Origin of the sequence: Mycoavidus sp. B2-EB, from assembly GCF_014218255.1 — a bacterium.
Taxonomy (GTDB): domain Bacteria; phylum Pseudomonadota; class Gammaproteobacteria; order Burkholderiales; family Burkholderiaceae; genus Mycoavidus.
The window spans coordinates 133708-156498 of the sequence record NZ_AP021872.1 but is presented as its reverse complement, the minus strand read 5'-3'; the positions used below and the strand labels follow the sequence as shown (position 1 = coordinate 156498).

Here is a 22791-nt window from a genome sequence, read left to right as displayed (position 1 = left end):
GTTTCAGGTTGCTGTTGACAGCGTATGAAGAGACGGATTTTAAGGAGTCTCATTATCATGAATCGAGTCACTTCTTCGGTTCCTCAAGCGAATTAACGCGCAATGCGCTGTACAGAAAACAAGCATTAAGCAGCACCTTATCTGGAGGCACAGTACAGATAGAAGCCGGACATGACCTGAATATCCTCGGCTCAAACGTGGCGGGGATGCATGATGTGGATCTCTATGCGGGAAATGCCCTCCAGCAAAAAGCGGTCGAGCAGGCTGAGCGCGCTCAGCGCTATTCCGTTCAAGAACGCTCCGGCTTATTAGAAAGTGGAAAATTCGGCGTGACGATCGGCACGCGAACCCAAAAAGACGCTCAAGAAAAGGAGCACACGCCCCAAATTGGCTCAGTCATAGGCAGCGTATCAGGTCCTGTCAGAGCGATTGCCGGCCGAGACTACGAGCAAAGCGGTAGTCAATGGGTGGTGCCCACCGGCGATATAGAGATTCGAGCCGGTCAAGGCAAGATTGAAGCGGCCTATGAGCAAGGCCGAGTCTGGCAGCGCAGTGAATGGCATCAATCGGGTCTGACGGTATCGGTCAGTGCGCCGGTGATTGCAGCGGCGCAAACGAATCGTCAGATGCTGCAAGCCAGTACCCAGGTCAGCGATGCGCGGATGCACGCGTTAGCGGCCGGTGCAGGCGCACTGGCGGCGAAAAACGCCTACGATGCGATCAAAGCAGATCCCAAAGCAGCCGGTGGCGCCACCGTGAGCGTGATGCTGGGCGAAGAGCATTCTGAAAGCGAACAGATACAGCTCAGCCAGACAGCGCTCAACAGCACCCTGGCAGCTGGAGGGAATATCTCGATCCAGATCGGTGGCTTAGGAGAAGAGTCCACACTGGATCTGATGGGTGCTCGCATCGAAGCCAAACAGAATATAGCGCTCAACGTAGAAGGCCATCTGAAGGTGGAAGCGGCGCCGAATAGCCTGATTGAGCAAAGTCAGCAGCACAGCCAGAGTTCTGCAGTGGGGGCCGTGGCAACGCTGGGCAGTCAGAGCTCAGTGGGCGCATCGGTTGCACTCAGTGTAGGGCATGGCCGTACAAAAGGAGCGCAAATTAACTATACGCCGACTCTGATTCAGGCGGGTGGCACGCTAGAGCTCAAAGCAAAAAGCGATGTGCGCCTCAAAGGCGCTCAGATGGTGGGCAAGCAGGTTAAAGCCCAGATTGAGGGTGACCTTGACATAGACAGTGTGCAAAACACGGCGAGGTACCAGAGCCATGCTCAAAGTATCTGTGGCAGTGCGACCGCCGGCTCTGTCTCGGCAGCGAGTCTGAACGTCTCACAACGCAGGATGGACAGTGATTATCTGAGTGTGGCAGAACAAGCGGGGATTCAGGCCGGAGAGGAAGGCTTTCAGATCAGCGTTAAAGGGGATACGAAGCTGGTTGGTGGCGTGATGGCAGGTTCTGAGCAGGCGGTGCAGAAAGGGAAGAACACACTGATAACAGCGACCCTGCACAACACGGATCTGACGAATCAGGCGAGCTATTCTGCAAGCAGTATCAGCTTAGGCGGTGGGTACAGTCAAAGTGGCAAAGGGGTCGGCTCAGACCCATCAGGAAAAGCCATAACGCCGGCGCATAGCGGCAATCAACTGGCAAGCCGGGGTGGAGTGAGTGCTGCGCTACCGATTGTGATGAGTGCTTCAGGCCAGGCAAGATCCACTACCCGCAGTGCGATCAGCGGTGCGGAGATGGTGATTACGGATGAAGCGCGGCAAATCGAGCTGACGGGACATAGCGCGGCCGAGACGATTGCAGACCTAAACCGTCATCCGGCACAGAGTCATCAAGCGTTAGCGCCGATTTTTAATCGAGCGGAGATTGAAGCCGGCTTGGATATTGTCCATGCATTAGGTCGGGAAACCAATACTTTTATCGTCAATCGGGCCCGAGACGCGGATCAAAAGCTCGAGCGAGCCAAGAGTATGGAGCTGCTGGCGGGTGATGAATTGATGCCTGTAGGACAGCGGCAGGAATTGCTGGAAACCGCGGCTGAGTTGCGTACGCAAGCACAGACCGTGAATAAGCAATGGGGGCCAGGAGGCGCCTACCGTCGTATCGTCACTGCGTTGACGGCAGCGGCATCAGGCAATGTGACGGGGACGACGGCGCAATTTACCCAGGCCGCAGCGCTCAATTATTTGCAAAGTTTGGGTGCAGAAAGAATCAAGCATATTGCAGATAGCCTGAATGATGAAACGATGCGTGCTGCGTTGCATGGGGTATTGGCTTATGGTGGTGCAGTCGCACGGGGGCAACCGGGTGGCTCAGCGGCCTTGGGGGCGAGTGCCAGTGTATGGGTGAATCATCTGTTAGGTCCTGTAGAGGGTTCGTCTGAAGAGGACAAAGAAGCGCGCAAGAATATCGTTACCAGCTTGGTGGCGGGGGTGGCAAGTGTAGGAGGGGCCGATGCGACCTCTGCGCAGCATGCGGCGCAGATTGAGACGGAAAATAATGCGGCTCTGGTGCTGGCTGTGCCGTTAGCGTTCACCCCACCTGGGGTTGTTGTATTAAGCGTGGTGACTGCGGGCTTAGTGGCATGGAATGCTAATGAAGCGTATCAAAAATATCGAGCCAATAATGCAGGGCAAGATGGAGAGGATGGGGATGAGGATCAGTTAATACTACGGCCCCCGCGGCCGATGATCACGCCGATGGAGCCACCGCAGTCGCGCCAAATTCCAGGCAGAGAGTGGCATCAAGATAAAGAAGTGCTGCTTGAAGGTATGCCGGATCAATCTGGTGAGCATACCGTTCAGCCTTTTGTGAATCCGAGAGAGGTTCAATCAACAGGTAATATGACGGTGCTGCCGAGGCACGAGGGGTTGGATATATCTGATACGGTCATTTTTAGTGACGTCACAAAGGAGGAGGCTACAACTGTTGATATTAAACAGACGCTCACTAATCAGGAAATGAAAGCTATACGCTCTTATGAAAAACTTATTACCGAGCACGAACAAAAATTGAGAGCTTTCAAAGAAAGCATGACTACCAGACCAGGAATGGAAGGTCTAGCGCCAGATATTGTTTCTAAACAACAGGAGGCGCGCATAAAACACTTAGAAAAAGAAATTAAAACATTTTATGATAATATGGACAAAATAAAAGGACAAAGCAAATGACCGTCAACTTAATAAAGCATAGTGGGAATTGCGAATTAATTATTTCATCTTTTGATGATTTTGATTCAATGAATCTTACTAAAGATAGGGAGCTCGTCTGTTTGCTTATAGTAAACAATTTTTTTGATGAGGCGAGAATTTCATTCCTTGTTAAAGAAATTATTGAGCTTGGCGCAGTATTTTTCTTGACTTGTGGTAAATTCTCGGATGAGGCTCATGATTTAATTGATAAAATCATAGAGGTCGACAACAATAATAGAGATCTTTCTTACATTGCCACGACCTCACATAAAAATGAAGAAATAAAAGATATCTCATATTTTTTTATTCGATCTACATATTTAAACCCTACAAATTATCGTTGTTTAGCACTTTTCGATAGATACGACTCTGAATCTATCGATTTGCAGTCAGAATTAATAAAAATATTGAATGAAGATTATCCATGATAATTCGGTTACTTTTGATAGGTGGTAATAAATTGAGGTAACCGTTACAAAGATTGTTGAAAGGCCAAAGAAATCAAAGCTTAGGATATCTGACATAAGATAATTGGAGAAAATGTAGTTAAACTTTTGATGAAGCTAATAGGCGAGGGGTTGGGTACATTTGATACGGTCATTTTTAGTAAGATGGCTAGTAGCGAAAATAACAGGGAAAATTTGCCAAAAGCTGATAATTCAGTTTGGCATGGACTCCAAAATTCAGGAAATGGAATAAAGCTGGTGGCAAACTGTACTATGAATGGGATAACGCATAATGATATTGAGGTTTATAATAAAAATGATGATCATATGGGTTCAATGGATCCAGTGGAAGGGAACATATATAAGTCGGCAGTGCCTGGTAGAAAACTCGGAAGGTGATAATTTGAAAAAAACGAGATTTGCTTAATGAAGTGTTTGAAGCAATACTAACTTCTTATGAAGCTGAAAAAATACTTGATTATTATTTTGGGTATTTGATAGTAGAGGATCTTCCTGTTCATGAGATGTTAGGTTTTTCAATAAAAGAGTGGTCAGCTTATGCTCTTGGTGTGCCGTTTGAAGTTATCGCGAAATGGCGTGCGGATGGTTGGCCTGATGTATGTTTCTTTTGTAAAAAAGAGATTATTTCAGACAGTTACGGTTGGTTTCCATATGTACATGACGGGAAATATGAGTTGACACACCTTGTTTGCACTAAGCCTATTGATTAATAAGAGTTACCCAGAAATGGCTCGGATACTATGGAAAGTATGTAAAACGCACAACTATATTACACCCGATCAAGACTATAAGTGGATTAATCTCGCTGGTTAGAAATAAAGAGGTACGAGCACAGGTAGGCCAAGCGATCTATGCTGAATGGGATGCCAAAATCAACCGGATACAGGCCACGGTAAGAGAAGGCGGCGATCAGAATGCATTACAGCTTGGCCGTGATTTAGGCAATTTAATCTGGCAATGGGAACAGTGGGTGCGGCTCAGCTCACTGCATCGCTGGGTAACGTTGGAGTTCGTTTAGGTAAGGAAACGGCAAAAGAGTTTTTGCATGTTGACTTAGCGAAAGCGGGAAGAACCTTAGGACCCAATGGCAAGCCACTATTGGACTTTAGTTTGTTGGTAGCTGAACAAACAACTGCACGTGCTCCGATCCCAAACCAAGTAATCACTACGGCTATAAGCAGTAACAGATTGACTATGCAACTTTCTGCAGAGCAAGCGGTAGGCGTTCGGATGCCGACGGGGATTATTGGCTATACTAAACATGGGATTAATCATGCTATTTCGCGTGAAGGTTCGGGAGTCAATGCTAATAGTATTTTAGATGCTTGGGGAAATCCGATTGCTATTAAGCATATTCCAACTGAAAAAGGACCTACTTTCCGTTTGAAAGGGAAAGACGCTACTGTCGTAATTAATCCAAAAGGAGAAATTGTTACAGTTTGGCCAGGATCTAAAATTGGAGCAAGAAAATGAATACTAGAGAAAGTTCACTTTTAAGAACAGTTATTTCTAAACGCAATCCAGAGAAGATGAAGTTGGTTGATGCTTTGCTTTCTGGATCTCTAAATGAAGAAGAAGAAAGAGATATCCTTATTGATATAGTAAGTGAAGAAATGCTCTCAGTAGAAATTGCTGGACCTGATTGGTCTTTTAATGCAACTGGAAATGAATTGGAATCTTTAATAGATGCAATAAATCGCAAGGCATGGGGAGATTGATGGAAAGGTCTTTCATCCGCCTATTTTAATTTGTGTGATTTACATAGATCATTTCAATTAAAATAGTCGGATGGACGCACAAATACGCTGTCGACTTAAATGGGTCAAGCTATACGAAGAGCTGGGGGATGCCGGGGTGGGATGCCGACGTTGTGGCGTCTCCCGGGCGAAATGGGCTTGAGTTCAATGAGTCGTCGCCCCCATAATAGCCCTAATCGTAAGGTTACACAAACCGATCAAGACCATATTTTGCGTATGTATTCTGAGAATAAAGGCGCACGCCGCATACAAAATGAACTCCGTCTATACGAGCAAAAAGAATTATCACTGCGGACTATTCATAAAGTTTTGATCGCAGCAAAAGTCAATCCACTGGTCAAACCCAAACGGTCAATTCCGTCTAAGCGATATAGTCTCCTCATTCCAGGTGAACGCGTACAAACAGGCTGAGCGCGCTCAGCGCTATTCTGTAACAGAACGCTCCGATCTACTGGATAGCGGGAAATTCGGCGTGACGATCGGCACGCGAACCCAAAAAGACGCTCAAGAAAAGGAACACACCCCTCAGGGGGCACCGTGCGGCAGAGACGATTGCAGACCTAAACCGTCATCCGGCACAGAGTCATCAAGCATTAGCACCGATTTTTAATCAAGCGGAGATTGAAGCCGGCTTGGATATTGTCCATGCATTAGGTCGGGAAGCGAGTACATTTATCCTTAATCGGGCCCGGGAGGTGGATCAAAAGCTCGAGCAAGCTAAGCGTATCGAGATGGCGGGTAATGAACCAATGCCTGTGGAGCAGCAAGAGGCATTACAAAACATGGCAGTTGAATTGCGCGCCCAGGCGCAAGCGCTGAATCAGCAATGGGGACCTGGTGGCTTAAGCCGGCGAGTATTGACAGCGTTAACCGCAGCCGCCTCCGGTAATGTAACAGGGGCAACCGAACAGTTTGTGCAAAGCGGTGTTGTGAATTTGCTCCAACAGCACGGGGCAGGCTACGTTGGCGAGCTGGTGAAATCTGGCGCAGTAAACGAAGGCAGTCCAGCGCATGCAGCGTTGCACGCACTGGTTGGGTTAGGTGGCGCAGCCGCCTCGAATCAAAGCCTCGGCGCGGGGGCATTAGGTGGCGCGGTATCGAGTATTTTAACGCATGCCTTTAGTCCGACCCGTCCAGATGAAACGCGCTCCGAACAGGAAGCCAAACACAGTCTTGCGACCACACTGGTTGCGGGTGTAGCGGCACTGACTGGGGCCGATGCGACCGTGGCTACACACAGTGCAGCAGCGGCCATCGATAATAACTGGCTGGCTACAGAGCAAAAGGCGTTGGTCTTAAGAGAACGAGAAGCCTGTGAAGACGATCTTACATGCAAAATCCTGACAGAGCTTAAATGGACCGGTGTTGCAGCTAAACAAACTACATTGTTTGGCGTAGGTTTTATCCAGGGTGTAGAAGAAGAAATCCAGGCAATTCCCAAAGGAATCGCCGAACTTATATTGCACCCGATCGAAACTGTAAGAGGATTAATTTCGCTTGTTAGAAATAAAGAGGTGCGAGCACAGGTAGGTGAAGCGATCTCGGCTGAATGGGATGCCAAAATCAACCGAATAGAGGTTGCCATAGCAGAAGGTGGAGACCAAAATGCTTTGCAACTGGGGCTTGAGGGAGGCCGCTTATTCTGTCATGTAATCACCGCCATCTTCTTGGTAGGGGGAGTTGCGGATTTAGCCGCCTTATTTGGTAGGGCTGGGGTACGGCTAAGTAAAAAAGCGTTAGAAGAAGTATCTAAGCTGTCGAAATTCGAGCACTTGGCAAAGGCGGGTAGCTCTTCTATAACTGATGGCAAACTACTGGCAACCGCTAGCCAATCAGCAAATATCACAAAAATAGAGGAAAAATTACAGTATTTCTTTGGGAAAGCAACAGGAACAAAGCACAATACTGATCGCTCTATAGGAATGCTCCGTGAGCTTGAAAAAATCGGGCTATCTGATACTCCCGCTGCTCGGCAATACCTTGCTCAATCTATTTTAGAAGCTTACAATAATCCAGCAAATATTGTCCATATTCAACCAGATGGAATTATAGTGCGCCATTCTTTGCTAATGGGGCCGCGGGGTGGTTCGATACTTGAAACGTATTGGGATGGTAATCGTTTGACTACAGGAAGAATATTTAAATCTAAGGGAGGGCGCTATCGCCATGGACCTCTGACAGGGGAATAATGTTGATTTCTATTACTGAATCTTTTGATCATATAAGTAGTCTCGAGTACGTACTCAAAAATAAGCACGAAAAGTGGCTAATCTTAGATACTGGGCAACAAGTAATTAATGAGTGCTACGAGCTTGAATCTGACTCAAATGAGCTAGATTTTGGGCTGGGTATAGCATTTGCAGGCACAGGCATAAAGCCTAAAATATTGTTTGTCGGAAGTTATCAAACTGTGTATGTGGGATTCGATTCTTACCTAGCAGCGGTCCCTATTACCCAGCCATCTTCAATTATCGAAAGCCAGCTACTTCAGCTAAACGGAGTCTTTTTTGACCTGTTCTTATTGAAAAATGGAAATCTTTGCATTATCCATGAAATAGGTGTGCAAGTTGTTACGAGAGAGTTAACAGGGATATGGAGTTTTAGCATAGATATTGTTTCAGATTGGGCTCTTAATGAGGAACAAGGAATACTTTCGCTGACCCTAATGGATACAGAGGAAGTAATAAACCTTTCGATCTCAACGGGCGCTATTTTGCCAGCTTGAAGTCAAGCGCTGGCCGTTGACTGCCAGGCACAAAAATAAGAGAACCAAACTCTAAGCCTACCTTGCGCCCCAATCAATAATGGCGGCCACGGCGATGCTCGCGCCACCCATAGCCCCCCCAACCCCGATAGTCATCGCGATGACTATCGTAAACAGGAGACGGACCATAATAAACCGCGCTTGGCGGAGCATAAATCTGCGCTCCGTAATAATAAGCGGGGCGAGAAATATAAGCCGGCGGCGGCGCATAAATAGGCATCACCGGCTCTACCGCAACCGGCCCGCCAATGCCAATATTGACCGACACGCCGGCCTTGGCTACAGTTGCAGCACTGACTAAAAATGCGACAGCAACCGTCCTTAGAAATAGCTTTTTCATTTGCACTTCCTCAACCTTCAACTCCAACTGAGCGTATATTTTTGCAATATATAGAGAAATCTTAAACCGTCCAACAAAAATCACTTTTTGTTGCAAATGACAATTTTAGTTATGATGTGCGTTCTACCCAATTTCCTGCCATTTTTTCCCGTGACGCACGCCCAAACTCTTGCCGATTCAATCGAAGATCTGCTGCCGCAAACACAGTGCACTAAATGCGGCTATGCTGGCTGCCGCCCGTATGCTGAAGCTGTCGCACACGGCTTAGCACATTACAATCAGTGCCCTCCAGGCGGCTTAGAAGGGATTCAGCGGCTCGCCGCGTTATTAAACCGGCCCGTGATTCCGTTAAATCCAGTCAATGGCGTCGAACGACCTCGCCCATTAGCCACGATTGATGAAAACATTTGTATCGGCTGCACGCTCTGTATCCAAGCTTGTCCGGTCGACGCGATTATTGGAGCCCCCAAACAAATGCACACGGTGGTAGCGGCGCTATGTACGGGCTGCGATCTATGCGTTGCCCCCTGCCCAGTCGACTGCATTACAATGCAACCCATCACAGGAACGGCCACGGGTTGGCGTGCATGGTCACAAGAAGCTGCCGCTACGGCGCGCACACGCCATCAGTTACAGCGCGCACGAAAAGCGCGTGAACAAACACAACTCGAAGCGCGCATAAGCACCCGTCAGACCACCGCCCAATTAGCAAGCCCAATCGCTGCGCAAAAACGCGCAATTATTCAAGCCGCGCTTGAGCGCGCGCGCCAAAAGAAAGAAGCAGCAAAAAACTCATGAACCTAGCCAAACGCCGCGCCATCTATGAGGCACTGCAAAGTCTGAACCCACACCCGACGACTGAGCTTGAATATAAAACACCGTTTGAATTATTGATTGCGGTCATACTCTCAGCGCAAGCAACGGATATTTCTGTCAATAAAGCGACGCGCCAGATGTTTAAGGTCGCCAATACACCCCAAACTCTATTGGAGCTGGGTGAAGCAGGTGTGATTCACTATATCAAAACCATTGGCCTGTTTCGCACCAAGGCAAAAAATCTAATGGCAACCTGTAAAATGTTAGTTGAGCAGTATGCTGGCCAGGTTCCGGCTCAACGGGAAGCGCTTGAATCGCTCCCTGGCGTAGGCCGAAAAACGGCAAATGTGGTTTTAAACACGGCTTTTGGTCAGCCCACCATTGCCGTCGATACGCATATTTTCCGGGTGGCGAATCGCACCGGTTTAGCGCCAGGCAAAGATGTACGCGTCGTGGAAGCTGCGCTTGAGAAATATACGCCCAAAGAATTCCAGCAAGATGCTCATCACTGGTTAATTTTACACGGCCGTTATGTCTGTAAAGCGCGCCGCCCAGAATGCTGGCATTGTATTATTGAACCTTTATGTGAATATAAAACCAAGACCCTAACAGCCCCGGATTTAGCGATTAAAGCCTCCGCTCGGCAACCCCGAGTAAAGATAAATCGAATCGCAAAGAGTTAAAATTAATTTTGATTGCAGAATAAAACAGGCCCATGTTTAACCCAAGTCAAACGGAAGTCCGCCAATTTTTTTGCGAAACCTGGCGCAAACAATCTACCGGAGCGCTGCTCACCCCTCTTGAGAATATGGCGGCCCACTGGATTAGCGAGCACCCTGAATATCACGCGCTACTTTCTGCGGCTGATGCACAACATCAATCCTACCTTCCAGAGCAAGGTCAAACCAACCCATTTTTGCATTTATCGATGCATCTTGCCATCAACGAGCAGCTCTCCATCGACCAGCCGCCAGGCATTCGCGCAGCCTATGAGCGACTTGTCATCAAATTGGGGACCATGCATGCCGCCCACCACAGTATTATGGAGTGTCTCGGAGAAACCTTATGGCAAGCGCAGCGCAACCAAGCACCTCTAGATTCCACAGCTTATCTTGCCTGCATTAAGCGGCAGGCCTCATAAAATCTAGACTTTTTTCACGCGCGCAAAAGATCGAATTTCCCATGCCCACTATACCTCGCTTCTTTGTCGCAATGCCGCTTGCCGCTGGCACATCCATCCGCTTACCCGATGACGTGGCCCGCCATATGCGTGTCTTGCGCTTAGCTGCAGGCGACCCAATTATTTTATTCAACGGCACAGGCGGCGCATTTAAAGCCACCCTGTTAGCGATCGATAAAAAACAGCTCGGCGCGCAAGTCAGCGCGACCGATACAGAGAGCCTACAAAATACCGAGCCCCCCTATCAATTGATCCTTGCGCAAGGCATTGCCGCTGGCGATAAAATGGACTGGTTGATTGAAAAAGCGGTTGAATTAGGCGTGCACCAGATCGTTCCCATCGCGACCGCAAAAAGCGTCGTACGGCTAGTCGGGGAACGTGCAACACGGCGCCATCACCACTGGCAGGCCCTCGTGCACGCTGCCTGCGAGCAATGCGGCCGAAACCGACCACCCATGGTTGATGCGCCCGTTGAGTTCACAGCTTGGCTCAATGCGCTGCCCCCCTTCACGTCAACCAATGAGGCGACCCGATTTATACTGTCGCCCCGCGCCACGCGCAGTTTTCAGACGCTACCAGCCACGCCTCCTAGCGAACCCATGATCATTCTGATCGGCCCTGAAGGCGGCCTCACGACAGAGGAAGAACACATAGCGGCAGCTCATGGCTTTCTTGAGCTGTCTCTCGGGCCTCGCATATTGCGGACCGAAACAGCCGGCATTGCGGCGCTGGCTGGCTTAGCTATACGCTGGAGTAGCTGAGGATAAGGCAAACGAGAAAAACACTCGAAAATCAACATCGCATTTAGCCCAAAATTCCGCCGCCTCTCGAAAGACATCAAGTAGCGTCTCGCGCGCTTCTTTATCAAATTTTTGCGTGGCGGGCAGCCCTTCGAGCACAACCACGAAGCCAGGCTGCGGGCCAGCTTTACGAATCAGTTCCGTTAAATTGTCATACAACGCATCATAATTCTTACTCTCCTGCTTAGGCAGCAGAAATGAAGCCGTGATCGTGCTCAACAGCTCCGCTTTCGTTTGCACATCAGAACAGGATGCATACAGAAAATGCTGATCTAGCCGCTTCGCTTCTTGCGCTAAATCAAGCACCCGAAATGCGCGAATTGACTGCACAATATTAGGGCGCACGTTCTTAAAAAGACACAGGTTAGCTTGATCGGACAAGGGCTCACTACAAACAATGCTCTGGCGGCTCGACAAAATATATTGAAACGGATTAGCGCCTCGCCCAGACAAGCCACCCACAACATGCGTGTCATAAGCCATAAAGTTGTCGCTCATACGATTGATTCCATTATGCGCTTGAATATCGACTTCATCCTTATGCGGTGAATCACTGCTAATGAATGCCAAGTGCTGTAAAAAACTTGCGCATCACTCTCTTTTGCGTCCTTGACACTTCGTCAAGCAAGATTCGACCTTTTAGTATTCTCTTCTGTTAAAAGAAAAAGGATCCTTCCATTATGGCGTTGAATTTTTTCGCGCCAATAGATGAAATGCAATTTCAATTGCCGTTAAAAGCATAAGAGTAACGTTATTAGGGGCCAGAATCAACACTAACCCACTTCGCGGCTAGCCGCAACTACGTCTGCGACGACTAGCGCAGCCATATTAATAATCCGCCGCACCGTAGCCGATTCAGTTAAAATATGAACTGGCTTAGCCGCCCCAAGCAAAATAGGGCCAATCGCAATATTGTTACCCGCCGTGGTTTTTAGCAGATTGTAGGAAATATTGGCGGCGTCAATATTTGGCAACACCAATAAATTCGCCTCCCCACGAAAAGTCGAGTCCGGCAAAATTTCGCGGCGTAAACGCTCATCCAGCGCACAGTCGCCATGCATTTCACCATCCACATCTAGCTCAGGAGCACGTTCCTGCAAAATTGCCAAGACTTCGCGCATCTTCTGCGCAGAAGGTGCATGACTTGAGCCAAAATTAGAATGCGAAAGCAGTGCAATTTTAGGTTTAATGCCAAACCGAGAAACCTCCTCTGCCGCCATTAAAGTAATTTCTGCGAGTTGGCTAGGAGTTGGATCCACATTAACATGCGTATCCACCAGAAAAATCTGCCGACCAGGCAAAATTAGACCGTTCATCGCCGCATACACTGAGCACTCTGGGCGTTTGCCGATGACCTGATCAATAAAATGCAAATGACGATGCGTGGTGCTAATCGTGCCGCAAATCATGCCATCGGCTTCACCTTTATGCACCAACATCGAACCAATTAATGTCGTGCGCCGGCGCATTTCGACTTTGGCAAGTTGCTCGGTAATACCTTTGCGCGCCATCTTTTTATAATAAGTCTGCCAATAGTCACGATAACGTTCGTCATGCTCTGGGTTAACGATAGTACAATCTTGTCCAGGAGTTAAACGCAATCCATAGCGTGTGAGTCGCTGCTGAATCACTGCAGGCCGCCCCACTAAAATTGGGTAAGCAATTTTTTCATCGACAATAATTTGCACCGCGCGCAAAATCCGCTCTTCTTCGCCCTCACAAAATACAATCCGTTTTTTATTCGCGGCCGTGCTGCGGGCAACCGCAAAAACCGGCTTCATAAGAGTGCCACTATGGTATACAAATTGCTGCAGATGCTGCTGATAAGCATCCATATCTTCAATTGGCCGCGTGGCCACACCAGCCACCATTGCTGCGCGGGCTACGGCAGGTGCGATTTTTACAATTAAACGTGGATCAAATGGCTTCGGAATTAGATATTGCGCCCCAAACGATAGGTCTTGGATCCCGTAAGCACTTGCCACAATATCGCTCTGCTCTTGTCGAGCCAGCTCAGCCAACGCGTCGACCGCGGCAATCTCCATTTCACGAGTGATGGTGGTGGCGCCAACGTCGAGCGCGCCTCTGAAAATGAATGGAAAACAGAGAACATTGTTGACTTGATTAGGATAATCCGTGCGTCCGGTCGCCAAGATAGCGTCAGGGCGCGCAGCTAACGCCAGCTCGGGCAAAATTTCTGGGGTAGGATTAGCTAACGCCAAAATCAATGGCTGTGACGCCATATGTTTGACCATTTCCGCTTGCAGGACACCGGCGGCTGACAACCCCAGAAAAATATCAGCTTGATTCATCACCTCAGCCAAAGTACGCGCTTCAGTCGCTTGAGCAAAACGCGCCTTATCTGGATCCATAAGCTCCACTCGACCTTGGTACACTACGCCAGCAAGATCGGTAACCCAAATATTCTTGAGCGGCAAGCCAAGGTCCACCAGCAGATCCAGACAAGCCAGTGCCGCCGCGCCCGCGCCAGAAGTGACCAATTTGATGTCGCTGATTTTTTTGCCGACCACTCTAAGCCCATTAATAATCGCCGCCGCAACCACAATGGCCGTACCATGTTGATCATCATGAAAAACTGGGATTTGCATCCGTTTCCGGCATTCACGCTCGACAATAAAACAATCCGGCGCTTTCACATCTTCGAGATTAATACCCCCAAAAGTAGGCTCAAGTGCAGCAATGATCTCAACCAGTTTTAATGGATCTTTTTCGTTGATCTCAATATCAAAAACATCAATCCCAGCAAATTTTTTAAAGAGAACCGCCTTACCTTCCATAACAGGTTTAGAAGCAAGCGGACCAATGTCGCCTAAACCCAATACAGCCGTGCCATTGGTCACAACCCCAACGAGATTGCTACGCGCAGTAAAGCGCGCAGCGTTAAGCGGATTCGCTTTAATTTCTTCACATGCAGCAGCCACTCCTGGCGAATAAGCCAGGGCCAAATCACGTTGATTCAGCATTTGCTTGGTAGGCGTGACAGAAATTTTTCCGGGGACGGGAAATTCGTGATAATCGAGCGCGGCTTCGCGCAGTTTACTGTTGTATGGAGTCGACATGAAAGAGCCAATTATTTGAATAAAGTCCTAATTCAGGATTCTTAACCCGCATTTTAGCGCTATTCTTCACTTTTCTCATGCTAACTGAATTTGATGTTATCGAGCGCTTCTTTACGCGCTCCCGCCCAACCCACCATACGCCAGGGATTATGCTCGGCGTAGGGGACGATTGCGCGCTGCTTAACCCGGCTTTGGGCCATCAGTTAGCTATCTCGACTGACATGTTAGTTGCAGGCCGTCATTTTTTTGCAGATACAGATCCGCGTGGGCTGGGGCACAAGGCACTCGCTGTGAACTTATCTGATCTTGCTGCGATGGGCGCCACTCCACGCGCCTTTACCCTGGCTCTAGCGTTACCCGAGGCGCGCGCCCAGTGGCTCGCCCCGTTTAGTGAAGGCTTATTCGCGTTAGCAGATCAATACGATTGTGAATTGATTGGCGGTGATACGACAGCGGGCCCACTGAATCTTTGTCTCACTGTATTTGGCGAAGTCAAACACGGACGCGCACTCACTCGCGCCGCAGCTTGCGAGGGCGACGACATTTGGGTCTCAGGCATGTTAGGCGATGCCCGCCTCGCACTAGGCGTCCTCCGTCAAGAGTGGACTCTTGACTCTCGCGATTGGCTTGTGGTGCAGCGCGCGCTTGAATGGCCACAACCGCGCATCCCCTTAGGCCAGGCGTTAATAGATATAGCCCATGCCGCCCTTGACTTATCAGATGGTCTCGCCGGTGACTTAATGCACCTGGTCAAACGCTCTAAAGTTAATGCTGTGGTTGAAGTTGAACAACTGCCGCGTTCCGCCATTTTAAAAAAGCAACCGCTTGCCATACAACAACACTGCGCGCTCAGCGGCGGCGATGACTATGAATTATGCTTTACCGCGCCCCTCAAGGCCCGCACCGCGATTACCGCACTCGAAAAAAAGCTGAGCTTACCGCTCACTCGTATCGGTACAATAACTGCCTTTGATCCATCTAAGGCGCAAATTATCTGGCGTACCGCCAATCATATCCCGTTGCCTACGCCATTGCGTGGATTTGACCATTTTGCCTCTCATGCACCCTAAGACCTCAACCAACATCAACCATCAGGCCCACTCTAAAAAACCGGGCCAACGGCTGACTGTGCGTTTTTTATTTTCACATCCGGCCCATATGCTGTCGCTTGGCCTAGGCAGCGGACTCTCGCCCATTATGCCTGGCACCTTGGGCACGTTATTAGGATGGTTATCATTTGTTGCGCTGCATCGGTATCTTACGCTAGAGCATTGGTTAGCATTGATTTGCCTGGGGTTTTTAGTCGGCATTCCAGCTTGCGCCTACACAGCGAAGGCACTCAATATGTCAGACCCCAGCGCCGTGAATTGGGATGAAACGGTCGCTTTTTGGTTAGTGCTCCTATTTATCATGCCCGCCTCCTTTGGAATGCAATTGGCCGCTTTCTTAATTTTTCGATTTTTCGATATGGTCAAGCCACCCCCCATTCGCTATTTTGATCAGCACGTTAAAGGTGGCTTCGGTATCATGCTAGATGACATCATAGCTGCGCTCTGTACTTTGCTTACTTTTGCGATATGGGCACGCTTAACCTCTTTTTGAGCTCTATTTATAACTGGCCATTTCTTCATGGAAACAGACAGCGTTATTCATCAACTTGCGATTCGGGTTGGCAACCAACTACGAGCTGAACGGCTTTTGCTCGCTACCGCAGAGTCCTGCACAGGCGGGCTCGTAGCCGCTGCAGTTACAGAAATTTCTGGCAGCAGCCAATGGTTTGAACGCGGCTTTATCACCTATTCCAACCAATCAAAAGCTGAAATGATTGGGGTGCCCACTGAACTGATAGAACGATATGGTGCAGTCAGCGAACCGGTTGCTCGCGCCATGGCCGAGGGCGCACTACGCAATAGCCGCGCTCAAATTGCCGTCGCCGTCACAGGCATTGCTGGACCTGGTGGCGCAACTGAGCGCAAACCCGTTGGCACCGTGCATTTTGCCTGGAGCAACCGCCTTCATACCACCAGTGAAATGTTGCTATTCAAAGGCGAGCGCCAGCAAATTCGCCTACTCGCGGCAATTCACGCATTACGTGGTGTGTTGAAGTTACTAGACGAACAAGAAGTCTAAAGCCTATTCAAAATTTCTTTAAAGGATTCAGCTTACCAATAGTCATGACTCTGACTAATTGCCTGAGTCCTGTCTTTGTCAGCGCTTCGCATACTCGATGCAAGGCAGATAATGTTTGTTGCAAATTCTGTCTAAAGCCGCATTGAAGGTTTTGAGGCTCCCTCACAAAAATTACTTTGGCGACTGCAGTCATACTTGTTGCCTTTGACAAAGAGACATACAAACTACGGAAATGAGTTTAACTTCGTCCAAACTCTACCCGTTTGCGGACCATGTGGTGTACCCCTGCGCGCGCTTCTTTCTATCACTATGGTCTTTTTAAAAATTGCAAGCCAACTACTTTATCTTGCCCGTGAATGAAACGATACCTTACCTCAATCAATTCCTATCAGCACTACTGTATTCATAAGGGCCTCCGTAAAAATCACCCTTCTAAATTCATCAATTTAGAAGGCAGGGAGGTCCCTCCCATTAATGCTGGCATCATTAAATCAATCAGTGGAGCTTTATCAATCAATTCAACTAATCAACAATCAACCTTAATAATCGAACCCTTTTTATTCACTGGCGTGATATTATTCCTAGTTAAGAAATCTTCTGGCACACGATTGCTAGTCAAGTCTAGAACTTGAACCTCTGTTTCTTTCAATTCATTTAATATATTGATTGCGCAGCCTTCATCAATATTATTAAATCCAAGTTCCAAATGCGTCAATCCTTCTGGTGAATTCTTAATCAATCGAACCATATCCCTCTCTGAAAAAGAGAAGAGCTCCATAGAAACTTCCAAAATGTGCATTTTTGGAAAATACTCAACTAAGGTATCCGCCACCTTACTTGCTTCTTCAGGATTTAAAGTTCCAGACATTGAAATACGATTAATCAACCTACCCACTAATGCAGGAATTAATTCTTGCATATGAGCACTGTTAATTTGATTATAAGAAATATCTAAATTTTCAATAGATATTAAATTTTGATTTTCATTCAAAAAATCGACTAATGTATCAACAAAATATTTTGGATTATTAGCAAACTGCTTCGCAGCATTTAGCGATATAACGGACACATCTCTCTGCTCCGCAATAGCATTAAGCAATATATTTGCCTTATCTATATTATAAGGGACAATAGAGCCCGCCATATCTAAGTCGCCACCATAAAACTGCACATCTATAAAAGCAGTCTTGCTTAGAGCCTTCTTAATTTCAATCTCAAATCCCTCATTTTCTAATCCTTTATTTTTAATATTGCTAATCTCATTAGAACACGCTAGAAGCCTCTCTTTCGCCATATGTTCACTGACATCAAAATTTCTTTCAAAGGTGGATTTGAACGTGCTATTCAAAACTCTAAATGCAAGTAACTCACTATTGGTAAATTCTTTTGCCTGCACACAATAATTCATAACCCCGTCCCAAATTTCCATCGGAAAAGTAGACTTATATAAAGGGGATTGTAGTGTCCTCGGGTCTAGTTTTCTATTATTCTTTTCTGTATTTACAGCCTCCCCAGGATTTGTTTCGGCAGAATATGCCAATTCATCTCGGGCAACTGAGGGAGTCCGTGGAATATAATTACTAGATCCAATTGGGAGCATGATGTTTGTTCCAAATGATAATTTGATAGAGAAAGTGGCCTCTGCAATGTTACAGCATAGACTGTATATTAAATCTTTGATACTATATTTCAGTGATAAATTTTCATGCAATAAAAATCAGGCGCCTGCATTGACTCTCACATTAACTCAGAGAAACTATACCTTATTGATATAACTATTACAATACTCATCATCAAATTCGATCTGAAAATTGCTGAAGAACGACGCAAAGAGATTTATTTGCCTGGCGTCAGATCACGGTCCAACTCATAGGAGGCCAAGGTGACGAAGACTGCGTCTGCGCGGGTAAAGTCAGAAATGGCTTGTAAATTCAGCCCCACTTTCGAATGAACTGCCCCCAAAAAATTGGATGGCAAATTAGCCAAGAATAAAAAAGCTGTGACCGTAGTCAATATTATACGAGGCTCAGCCCATTCAATCCGAATTTAATACGTTCTAAATAATCACTTAAACCTGCCTATACTTCATCAATATTGCGAAACTTATTCAGATAAGAGAATTCCGATTTTATTGGAGCGAATCAATTTTCCATAGTCGCGCGGCACACTTTGTGTAACGCCTTTGCACGAGCGCCTTGCGATAGGCAGCCATTTTATTGCCAACCTTGATCTGGGTGTATGATTAACGAGACAAATCTTCTGCCTAATAGCACTTGTAATCCGAGGATAACCATATCGCTCTTTGTGGTAGGCAAAAATAGTTTGAATCTTCTCTTTGAGCGTTGTGTGTTTATCGCTTTTCTGAGATCCATTCAGTTGGTAATAGAAAGTACTACGTGCCAAACCGGCTACTTTGAGCAGGCCCGTTATCAGATACTGTTGCCTTAATTCAAGCCCTATTTGTATTTTGCTGATTTTTTGCTCACTTGAATTAAGGCTTCTAGATTTTTTAGATACGCATTCTCCATACGTAAATAATTTAACTCCCCGAGCAACTGCTCTCGAATGAGCGTCTCATTATTTCCAGCCTTGGGTGCTCTGCCTCACATGTATTGGAGGCCCTCCTCTTTTGAAAGGAGATAGGGCCTCTATCCCCTACATGATACAGGCACTTCCCTATGTAACTTGAACTGCGAATATCAAAGTACGCAGCCGTTTCGCGATATGACAGATGCTTATCCCACATGTGCTGGAGCACTTATTGCTCATATGTATCAATTCGGCCTTTCCGTTTTTTCGGGCGATGAGCGCAGCTCCTCCTACAAATTGCTTGGAATCTTTGCTATAATCCGAAATCTTGGCGAATTAGCTCAGTCGGTTAGAGCGACGGAATCATAATCCGCAGGTCCGGGGTTCGAATCCCTGATTCGCCACCAGTATTTATAAGGCTTACACTGCTGTAAGCCTTTTCTTTTTTAAGCGCTGGTTGTAGCTACGCCGTGTTGCTAATTTATATTCAAATATCTAATCCTTAGGTCAAGGAAGATCATACCCTGTACCAGGAAAAGCAATATCTACATTCCCTTTGACCGCCCGCAAACGGAACGTTTCGGGTACGCCGCCGGCATCTTTTGGGAATTAAGACAAGGAAGGTCATATTCAAGGCATAGTTGAATATTCTTATCGACACTCTGGTATCTGCTATATAACCCATAGGATCAGAAATATAACTAGCACTAATACCATTAGTGACAAACTGCCTTTTAAGATCGTCTAAAAAATTTCACTTCTTCCTATATTGCAAAATTTTAGTTCAAGGATACCGATTTCCTTTAATCCAGTATTCTTTAAGACGCAAGCTAAATTCTCCGCTGACATCCCTGAGAACAAGGTTTCATTGCCATTCTCATATATAGCCAAACGGTCAGTTAATTCTATTTATTTTAATATTTCTCCTGCCTCATAAGAATATTCTCGCCAGTCTCAATTTTAGCATCAAAATGAAAACTGTTATCAGTTGGGATTTTATACTCGATTATTTGAACTCTAGCACTACGCTCGACTACCGTATCCGCATCCATAGAAAGCACCGTCTTTCTTTGGTACCTGGTTTTCGCATGATACGTTGAGCACTGCCTCTAGGCTTTTGCCGGTTGCTCTGTAATTTTGCCTTTTAACCTAACGCATTTCTCTAGCAAAGGCGATCTTGGCCGGGAACCAGTCACGTTTTTAGCGAATTAGTGTTACGCCAGAGCTATCGAGAATGGAGAGTGATTTTTATTAAATTTGGCTAGCCATTACCCTCTAGATCTTTATTCCACTATGGAATTGATCGCAAGAGGCCATTTATCTTGCCTATTATAGATTTTGGAGCTATAAATATCATTATGATTTAGCTCAAGGAAGCAGATGAATGATTTTGTTGAAATACTAGTAAAATACCAACATTCAATCGCTGGATTAATTGCTATTGCAGGATGGATTGTGACATATCAACTCAAAATTCTTAGAGATCGTAAAAATAAACAACGTGATCTTATTACTGATTATTTACTCGATGCTTATCGGAAACTCGAATCCGCCTCTACCCGAGGAAAATTGACAGAAAATCAAATAGCCAATGTTGAATCTGCGATAGCAGATATTCAGATTTTTGGCTCAGAAGAGCTGATCACTGCTGTAGATAAATTTATGGAAGAATTTGTAGTGAATAAAAATATAGATTTAAGTGGAATTTTAGGACTCTTGCGTGAAGATGTGCGAAGCGCCCTTCATCTACCTTGGACTAACAACGCATTACGGCATTTCAGGCTATGAAAGCTAAGCCAACTTCGCTTCCAATACTCCATGCAGCGCATTACAAACCATAATTTTTTCTGCTGCATACAAGTCAGCACGTGTTAACACACACTCAGTTGCCCCCCAGCTCGCATCGTCAAGCAATACCGCACGCATGATGCCCGGCAAAAGTCCGCTTGCAACCGGTGGAGTCAACCAGCGACCTTTTAATTTAATAAAAGCGTTACTGCGCGCCCCTTCAGTGATCTCTCCGCGTGTATTACAAAATAACAAATCAAATACGCTCAGGCGTTGCGCCTCAGCCTGAGCTTGCGCATAATTTCCACGCACTGTCGTTTTATAACGTAGCCACATATCTTCAGCCACTACCGGCGCATAACCCATAGCTGAGGCAAGCCGTAAGTGAACCGGTTGCCTCAGCGGAACAAAGGGCATATGGGTTATTTCAACCTTACCGAATTTATCTAAAGTAACCCGCAACCGGTGCGCCGAGCCTGCGGGCAAACTCGCAATTGCTGCATCAAGCGCCACACACAACACGTTTATGTCCCACTTAAAACCAAAATAAGAAGCCGTTTTATACAAGCGCTCCCAATGTCGCTCAAGATAACGCACGCCGTGTTCGCGCGTTGCATACATGGTTTCGATGAGTGCAAAACCTGGGTCCATTCCCGTTAAAAAATGAGCTTTTAAGGCGCATTCAGCGGATTCTTGCGCTGCCACGCTATCGTATACGATGCCTGCCCCGATCCCTAAACAGCCCTCACGCAGGCGGTCAACGCGACACGCATCTAAGGTTAAGGTACGAATGGCGACCGAGAGGCAAAAGTCCCCGCACGTTGGTGTGGATGACGCAGAAAGTGAAGGTGTGTCGAGCCAACCGATCGCCCCAGTGTATAAACCGCGTTGCGTATTTTCAAGCTGGCCAATCAATTGCATCGCACGATATTTGGGCGCGCCGGTAATCGAGCCAGATGGAAAAAGGGCGCGCATAACCGCAGCGAAGTTAACCTCCGCACGTAACTGCGCAGTCACCGTCGAGGTCATTTGCCAGACGGTTGCGTGTGGCTCAACGGAAAATAGCTCGGGCACCTGCACTGAGCCTGTTTGAGCGATACGGCTAATGTCATTACGCAGTAAATCAACAATCATGAGATTTTCTGCGCAAGTTTTTGGATCAGACGCTAACCTAGCCGCCGCATTGGCATCAGCCAAGTTCTCCGCACTACGTGCCGCGGTGCCTTTCATCGGCTGCGCAGTGATTTTTCCTGCTTGGTGACGCAGAAAAAGCTCGGGAGAACAGGAAAGAACCCAGCGCTCATTCGGTAATGCTATAAGTGCGCCATAAGGCACCGGTTGCCGCGCGCGTAAGCGCCGGTACAAACTTATAGGCGAACCAAAAGTGCTGAAGTGCAGCCGATACGTGTAATTGATTTGATATGCATCGCCCGCACTTAAGGCCGCTTGAATAGAAGAAAACGCCTGGTCAAAATTCGCCTGATGCACGCTTGGGCAAACCTCGGCAATACCTGCAATGCCTGGCTCAGGAGCAGCGGCATCACGCATGACAAGCCATGCATCAACTTCATGGCGAGATAAATGCACACATTCGTGAAACAACAAAAAACGAAACGATGGCGCATTTGAGTCGCCAGCGCCCGACACCGCGCCCTCTTTTGGCTTAAGTTGCGCCTGCACGCCCCATTCATAGTCGGCCAATATCACCCCGTGCAACCCAGCGCACAGGTCAGCGTCTATTGCGCTACACACGCGCTCCCAATCTGCTATATCCGTGCATATGCGTTGGTACGCTAAATCCGTATACAAACGACTTGTAGGAGCTACCTCGCTTGCATTGCAATCATCCAGCAAAGCAAAGCAATCAGGATTTATGAATTCCGCGATTGCCATGATTTCAATTGAAAATGATCCTTAGCGCCTCAGCTTGATTTGAA

At 47.2% G+C, this 22791-nt stretch carries 21 protein-coding genes, 1 tRNA gene and 3 pseudogenes; 18 read left to right on the top strand and 7 right to left on the bottom strand.

Annotated features, from left to right (window positions below; genetic code table 11):
- Positions 1-8: 8 nt before the first annotated feature.
- The 9 genes and pseudogenes from MPB2EB_RS00650 to MPB2EB_RS00610 all read left to right on the top strand — a co-directional run bounded on the left by MPB2EB_RS00650 (position 9) and on the right by MPB2EB_RS00610 (position 8152).
- Complete coding sequence (locus MPB2EB_RS00650; RefSeq protein WP_185181974.1) at positions 9-3182, top strand: hemagglutinin repeat-containing protein; 3174 nt, start codon at positions 9-11, stop codon at positions 3180-3182.
- Positions 3179-3631: a hypothetical protein gene (locus MPB2EB_RS00645; protein WP_185181973.1), complete on the top strand. Its 453-nt coding sequence runs from the start codon at positions 3179-3181 to the stop codon at positions 3629-3631. Before MPB2EB_RS00650 ends, MPB2EB_RS00645 begins: the two co-directional genes overlap by 4 nt.
- A 150-nt stretch (positions 3632-3781) precedes the next feature.
- Positions 3782-4048 carry a colicin E3/pyocin S6 family cytotoxin gene (locus MPB2EB_RS00640; RefSeq protein WP_198422337.1) on the top strand — a complete coding sequence of 89 codons (267 nt, stop codon included), beginning with the start codon at positions 3782-3784 and terminating at the stop codon, positions 4046-4048.
- A gap of 32 nt (positions 4049-4080) precedes the next feature.
- Positions 4081-4380, top strand: coding sequence for a hypothetical protein (locus MPB2EB_RS00635; RefSeq protein ID WP_185181972.1), 300 nt, complete (start codon positions 4081-4083; stop codon positions 4378-4380).
- 247 nt (positions 4381-4627) lie between these two features.
- Complete coding sequence (locus MPB2EB_RS00630) at positions 4628-5143, top strand: hypothetical protein (RefSeq protein ID WP_185181971.1); 516 nt, start codon at positions 4628-4630, stop codon at positions 5141-5143.
- Positions 5140-5388: a hypothetical protein gene (locus MPB2EB_RS00625; protein ID WP_185181970.1), complete on the top strand. Its 249-nt coding sequence runs from the start codon at positions 5140-5142 to the stop codon at positions 5386-5388. Before MPB2EB_RS00630 ends, MPB2EB_RS00625 begins: the two co-directional genes overlap by 4 nt.
- A 70-nt stretch (positions 5389-5458) precedes the next feature.
- Positions 5459-5829: pseudogene (locus MPB2EB_RS00620) on the top strand (IS481 family transposase); the annotation flags it as partial.
- A 230-nt stretch (positions 5830-6059) separates the two neighbouring features.
- Entirely contained in the window at positions 6060-7616 is a 1557-nt protein-coding gene (locus MPB2EB_RS00615) for a hypothetical protein (RefSeq protein WP_185181968.1), read from the top strand.
- Positions 7616-8152, top strand: a complete 537-nt coding sequence (locus tag MPB2EB_RS00610; protein ID WP_185181967.1) for a hypothetical protein — start codon at positions 7616-7618, stop codon at positions 8150-8152. The genes MPB2EB_RS00615 and MPB2EB_RS00610 overlap by 1 nt, the downstream gene beginning before the upstream one ends.
- A 73-nt stretch (positions 8153-8225) precedes the next feature.
- Here MPB2EB_RS00610 and MPB2EB_RS00605 read toward each other — a convergent pair whose 3' ends face one another.
- A complete protein-coding gene (locus tag MPB2EB_RS00605) occupies positions 8226-8531 on the bottom strand; it encodes a hypothetical protein (protein WP_185181966.1) in 306 nt (101 codons plus the stop codon).
- Between the two features lie 114 nt (positions 8532-8645).
- Here MPB2EB_RS00605 and rsxB point away from each other — a divergent pair.
- The 4 genes and pseudogenes from rsxB to MPB2EB_RS00585 form a co-directional block, all read left to right on the top strand.
- Positions 8646-9311, top strand: a pseudogene (gene rsxB, locus MPB2EB_RS00600) (electron transport complex subunit RsxB); the annotation flags it as partial.
- Between the two features lie 14 nt (positions 9312-9325).
- Positions 9326-9952: pseudogene (gene nth / locus MPB2EB_RS00595) on the top strand (endonuclease III); the annotation flags it as partial.
- A gap of 110 nt (positions 9953-10062) precedes the next feature.
- On the top strand, positions 10063-10488 hold the full coding sequence (locus MPB2EB_RS00590; protein ID WP_185181964.1) for a DUF1841 family protein: 426 nt from the start codon (positions 10063-10065) through the stop codon (positions 10486-10488).
- 41 nt (positions 10489-10529) lie between these two features.
- On the top strand, positions 10530-11288 hold the full coding sequence (locus tag MPB2EB_RS00585; protein WP_185181963.1) for a 16S rRNA (uracil(1498)-N(3))-methyltransferase: 759 nt from the start codon (positions 10530-10532) through the stop codon (positions 11286-11288).
- Here the strand turns inward: MPB2EB_RS00585 and MPB2EB_RS00580 are convergent.
- Together MPB2EB_RS00580 and MPB2EB_RS00575 are read right to left on the bottom strand one after the other, a co-directional pair.
- On the bottom strand, positions 11265-11825 hold the full coding sequence (locus MPB2EB_RS00580) for a barstar family protein (RefSeq protein WP_185182600.1): 561 nt from the start codon (positions 11823-11825) through the stop codon (positions 11265-11267). The genes MPB2EB_RS00585 and MPB2EB_RS00580 overlap by 24 nt on opposite strands.
- Positions 11826-12100: 275 nt before the next feature.
- Positions 12101-14407 (bottom strand): NADP-dependent malic enzyme, encoded by a 2307-nt coding sequence (locus MPB2EB_RS00575; protein WP_185181962.1) that lies wholly within the window; start codon positions 14405-14407, stop codon positions 12101-12103.
- 77 nt (positions 14408-14484) lie between these two features.
- Here MPB2EB_RS00575 and thiL point away from each other — a divergent pair, with 77 nt between their 5' ends.
- Genes thiL through MPB2EB_RS00560 form a run of 3 tightly spaced genes read left to right on the top strand, consistent with a single transcriptional unit; the run spans position 14485 to position 16537 of the window.
- Positions 14485-15477, top strand: coding sequence for a thiamine-phosphate kinase (gene thiL, locus MPB2EB_RS00570; protein ID WP_185181961.1), 993 nt, complete (start codon positions 14485-14487; stop codon positions 15475-15477).
- The gene (locus MPB2EB_RS00565) at positions 15467-16009 is read left to right on the top strand and encodes a phosphatidylglycerophosphatase A (protein WP_232534493.1); all 543 of its coding nucleotides are present in this window, start codon (positions 15467-15469) and stop codon (positions 16007-16009) included. Before thiL ends, MPB2EB_RS00565 begins: the two co-directional genes overlap by 11 nt.
- A 27-nt stretch (positions 16010-16036) precedes the next feature.
- On the top strand, positions 16037-16537 hold the full coding sequence (locus MPB2EB_RS00560) for a CinA family protein (protein ID WP_185181960.1): 501 nt from the start codon (positions 16037-16039) through the stop codon (positions 16535-16537).
- Between the two features lie 526 nt (positions 16538-17063).
- Here MPB2EB_RS00560 and MPB2EB_RS00555 read toward each other — a convergent pair.
- The 3 genes from MPB2EB_RS00555 to MPB2EB_RS08585 all read right to left on the bottom strand — a co-directional run bounded on the left by MPB2EB_RS00555 (position 17064) and on the right by MPB2EB_RS08585 (position 18940).
- The gene (locus tag MPB2EB_RS00555) at positions 17064-18137 is read right to left on the bottom strand and encodes a hypothetical protein (RefSeq protein WP_185181959.1); all 1074 of its coding nucleotides are present in this window, start codon (positions 18135-18137) and stop codon (positions 17064-17066) included.
- Between the two features lie 236 nt (positions 18138-18373).
- Positions 18374-18550: a hypothetical protein gene (locus MPB2EB_RS00550; protein WP_185181958.1), complete on the bottom strand. Its 177-nt coding sequence runs from the start codon at positions 18548-18550 to the stop codon at positions 18374-18376.
- Positions 18551-18640: 90 nt separating this feature from the next.
- Positions 18641-18940 carry an IS3 family transposase gene (locus tag MPB2EB_RS08585; protein ID WP_185181957.1) on the bottom strand — a complete coding sequence of 100 codons (300 nt, stop codon included), beginning with the start codon at positions 18938-18940 and terminating at the stop codon, positions 18641-18643.
- 456 nt (positions 18941-19396) lie between these two features.
- On the opposite strand from MPB2EB_RS08585, the gene MPB2EB_RS00540 reads away from it, so the two are divergent.
- Together MPB2EB_RS00540 and MPB2EB_RS00535 are read left to right on the top strand one after the other, a co-directional pair.
- Positions 19397-19473 (top strand) — tRNA-Met (locus tag MPB2EB_RS00540).
- Between the two features lie 973 nt (positions 19474-20446).
- Complete coding sequence (locus MPB2EB_RS00535; protein WP_185181956.1) at positions 20447-20854, top strand: hypothetical protein; 408 nt, start codon at positions 20447-20449, stop codon at positions 20852-20854.
- A 3-nt stretch (positions 20855-20857) separates the two neighbouring features.
- On the opposite strand, the gene pabB is transcribed toward MPB2EB_RS00535, so the two are convergent.
- Positions 20858-22747 carry an aminodeoxychorismate synthase component I gene (gene pabB / locus MPB2EB_RS00530; RefSeq protein WP_185181955.1) on the bottom strand — a complete coding sequence of 630 codons (1890 nt, stop codon included), beginning with the start codon at positions 22745-22747 and terminating at the stop codon, positions 20858-20860.
- Positions 22748-22791 lie beyond the last annotated feature (44 nt).

Excerpts from the sequence above, each read along its gene's own strand:
- MPB2EB_RS00645 (WP_185181973.1), top strand. The coding sequence starts at position 3,179 with ATGACCGTCAACTTAATAAAGCATAGTGGGAATTGCGAATTAATTATT.
- MPB2EB_RS00630 (WP_185181971.1), top strand. The coding sequence starts at position 4,628 with ATGGGAACAGTGGGTGCGGCTCAGCTCACTGCATCGCTGGGTAACGTT.
- MPB2EB_RS00625 (WP_185181970.1), top strand. The coding sequence starts at position 5,140 with ATGAATACTAGAGAAAGTTCACTTTTAAGAACAGTTATTTCTAAACGC.
- MPB2EB_RS00610 (WP_185181967.1), top strand. The coding sequence starts at position 7,616 with ATGTTGATTTCTATTACTGAATCTTTTGATCATATAAGTAGTCTCGAG.
- MPB2EB_RS00605 (WP_185181966.1), bottom strand. The coding sequence starts at position 8,531 with ATGAAAAAGCTATTTCTAAGGACGGTTGCTGTCGCATTTTTAGTCAGT.
- MPB2EB_RS00590 (WP_185181964.1), top strand. The coding sequence starts at position 10,063 with ATGTTTAACCCAAGTCAAACGGAAGTCCGCCAATTTTTTTGCGAAACC.
- MPB2EB_RS00585 (WP_185181963.1), top strand. The coding sequence starts at position 10,530 with ATGCCCACTATACCTCGCTTCTTTGTCGCAATGCCGCTTGCCGCTGGC.
- MPB2EB_RS00580 (WP_185182600.1), bottom strand. The coding sequence starts at position 11,825 with ATGAGCGACAACTTTATGGCTTATGACACGCATGTTGTGGGTGGCTTG.
- MPB2EB_RS00575 (WP_185181962.1), bottom strand. The coding sequence starts at position 14,407 with ATGTCGACTCCATACAACAGTAAACTGCGCGAAGCCGCGCTCGATTAT.
- thiL (WP_185181961.1), top strand. The coding sequence starts at position 14,485 with ATGCTAACTGAATTTGATGTTATCGAGCGCTTCTTTACGCGCTCCCGC.
- MPB2EB_RS00565 (WP_232534493.1), top strand. The coding sequence starts at position 15,467 with ATGCACCCTAAGACCTCAACCAACATCAACCATCAGGCCCACTCTAAA.
- MPB2EB_RS00560 (WP_185181960.1), top strand. The coding sequence starts at position 16,037 with ATGGAAACAGACAGCGTTATTCATCAACTTGCGATTCGGGTTGGCAAC.
- MPB2EB_RS00555 (WP_185181959.1), bottom strand. The coding sequence starts at position 18,137 with ATGCTCCCAATTGGATCTAGTAATTATATTCCACGGACTCCCTCAGTT.
- MPB2EB_RS00535 (WP_185181956.1), top strand. The coding sequence starts at position 20,447 with ATGAATGATTTTGTTGAAATACTAGTAAAATACCAACATTCAATCGCT.
- pabB (WP_185181955.1), bottom strand. The coding sequence starts at position 22,747 with ATGGCAATCGCGGAATTCATAAATCCTGATTGCTTTGCTTTGCTGGAT.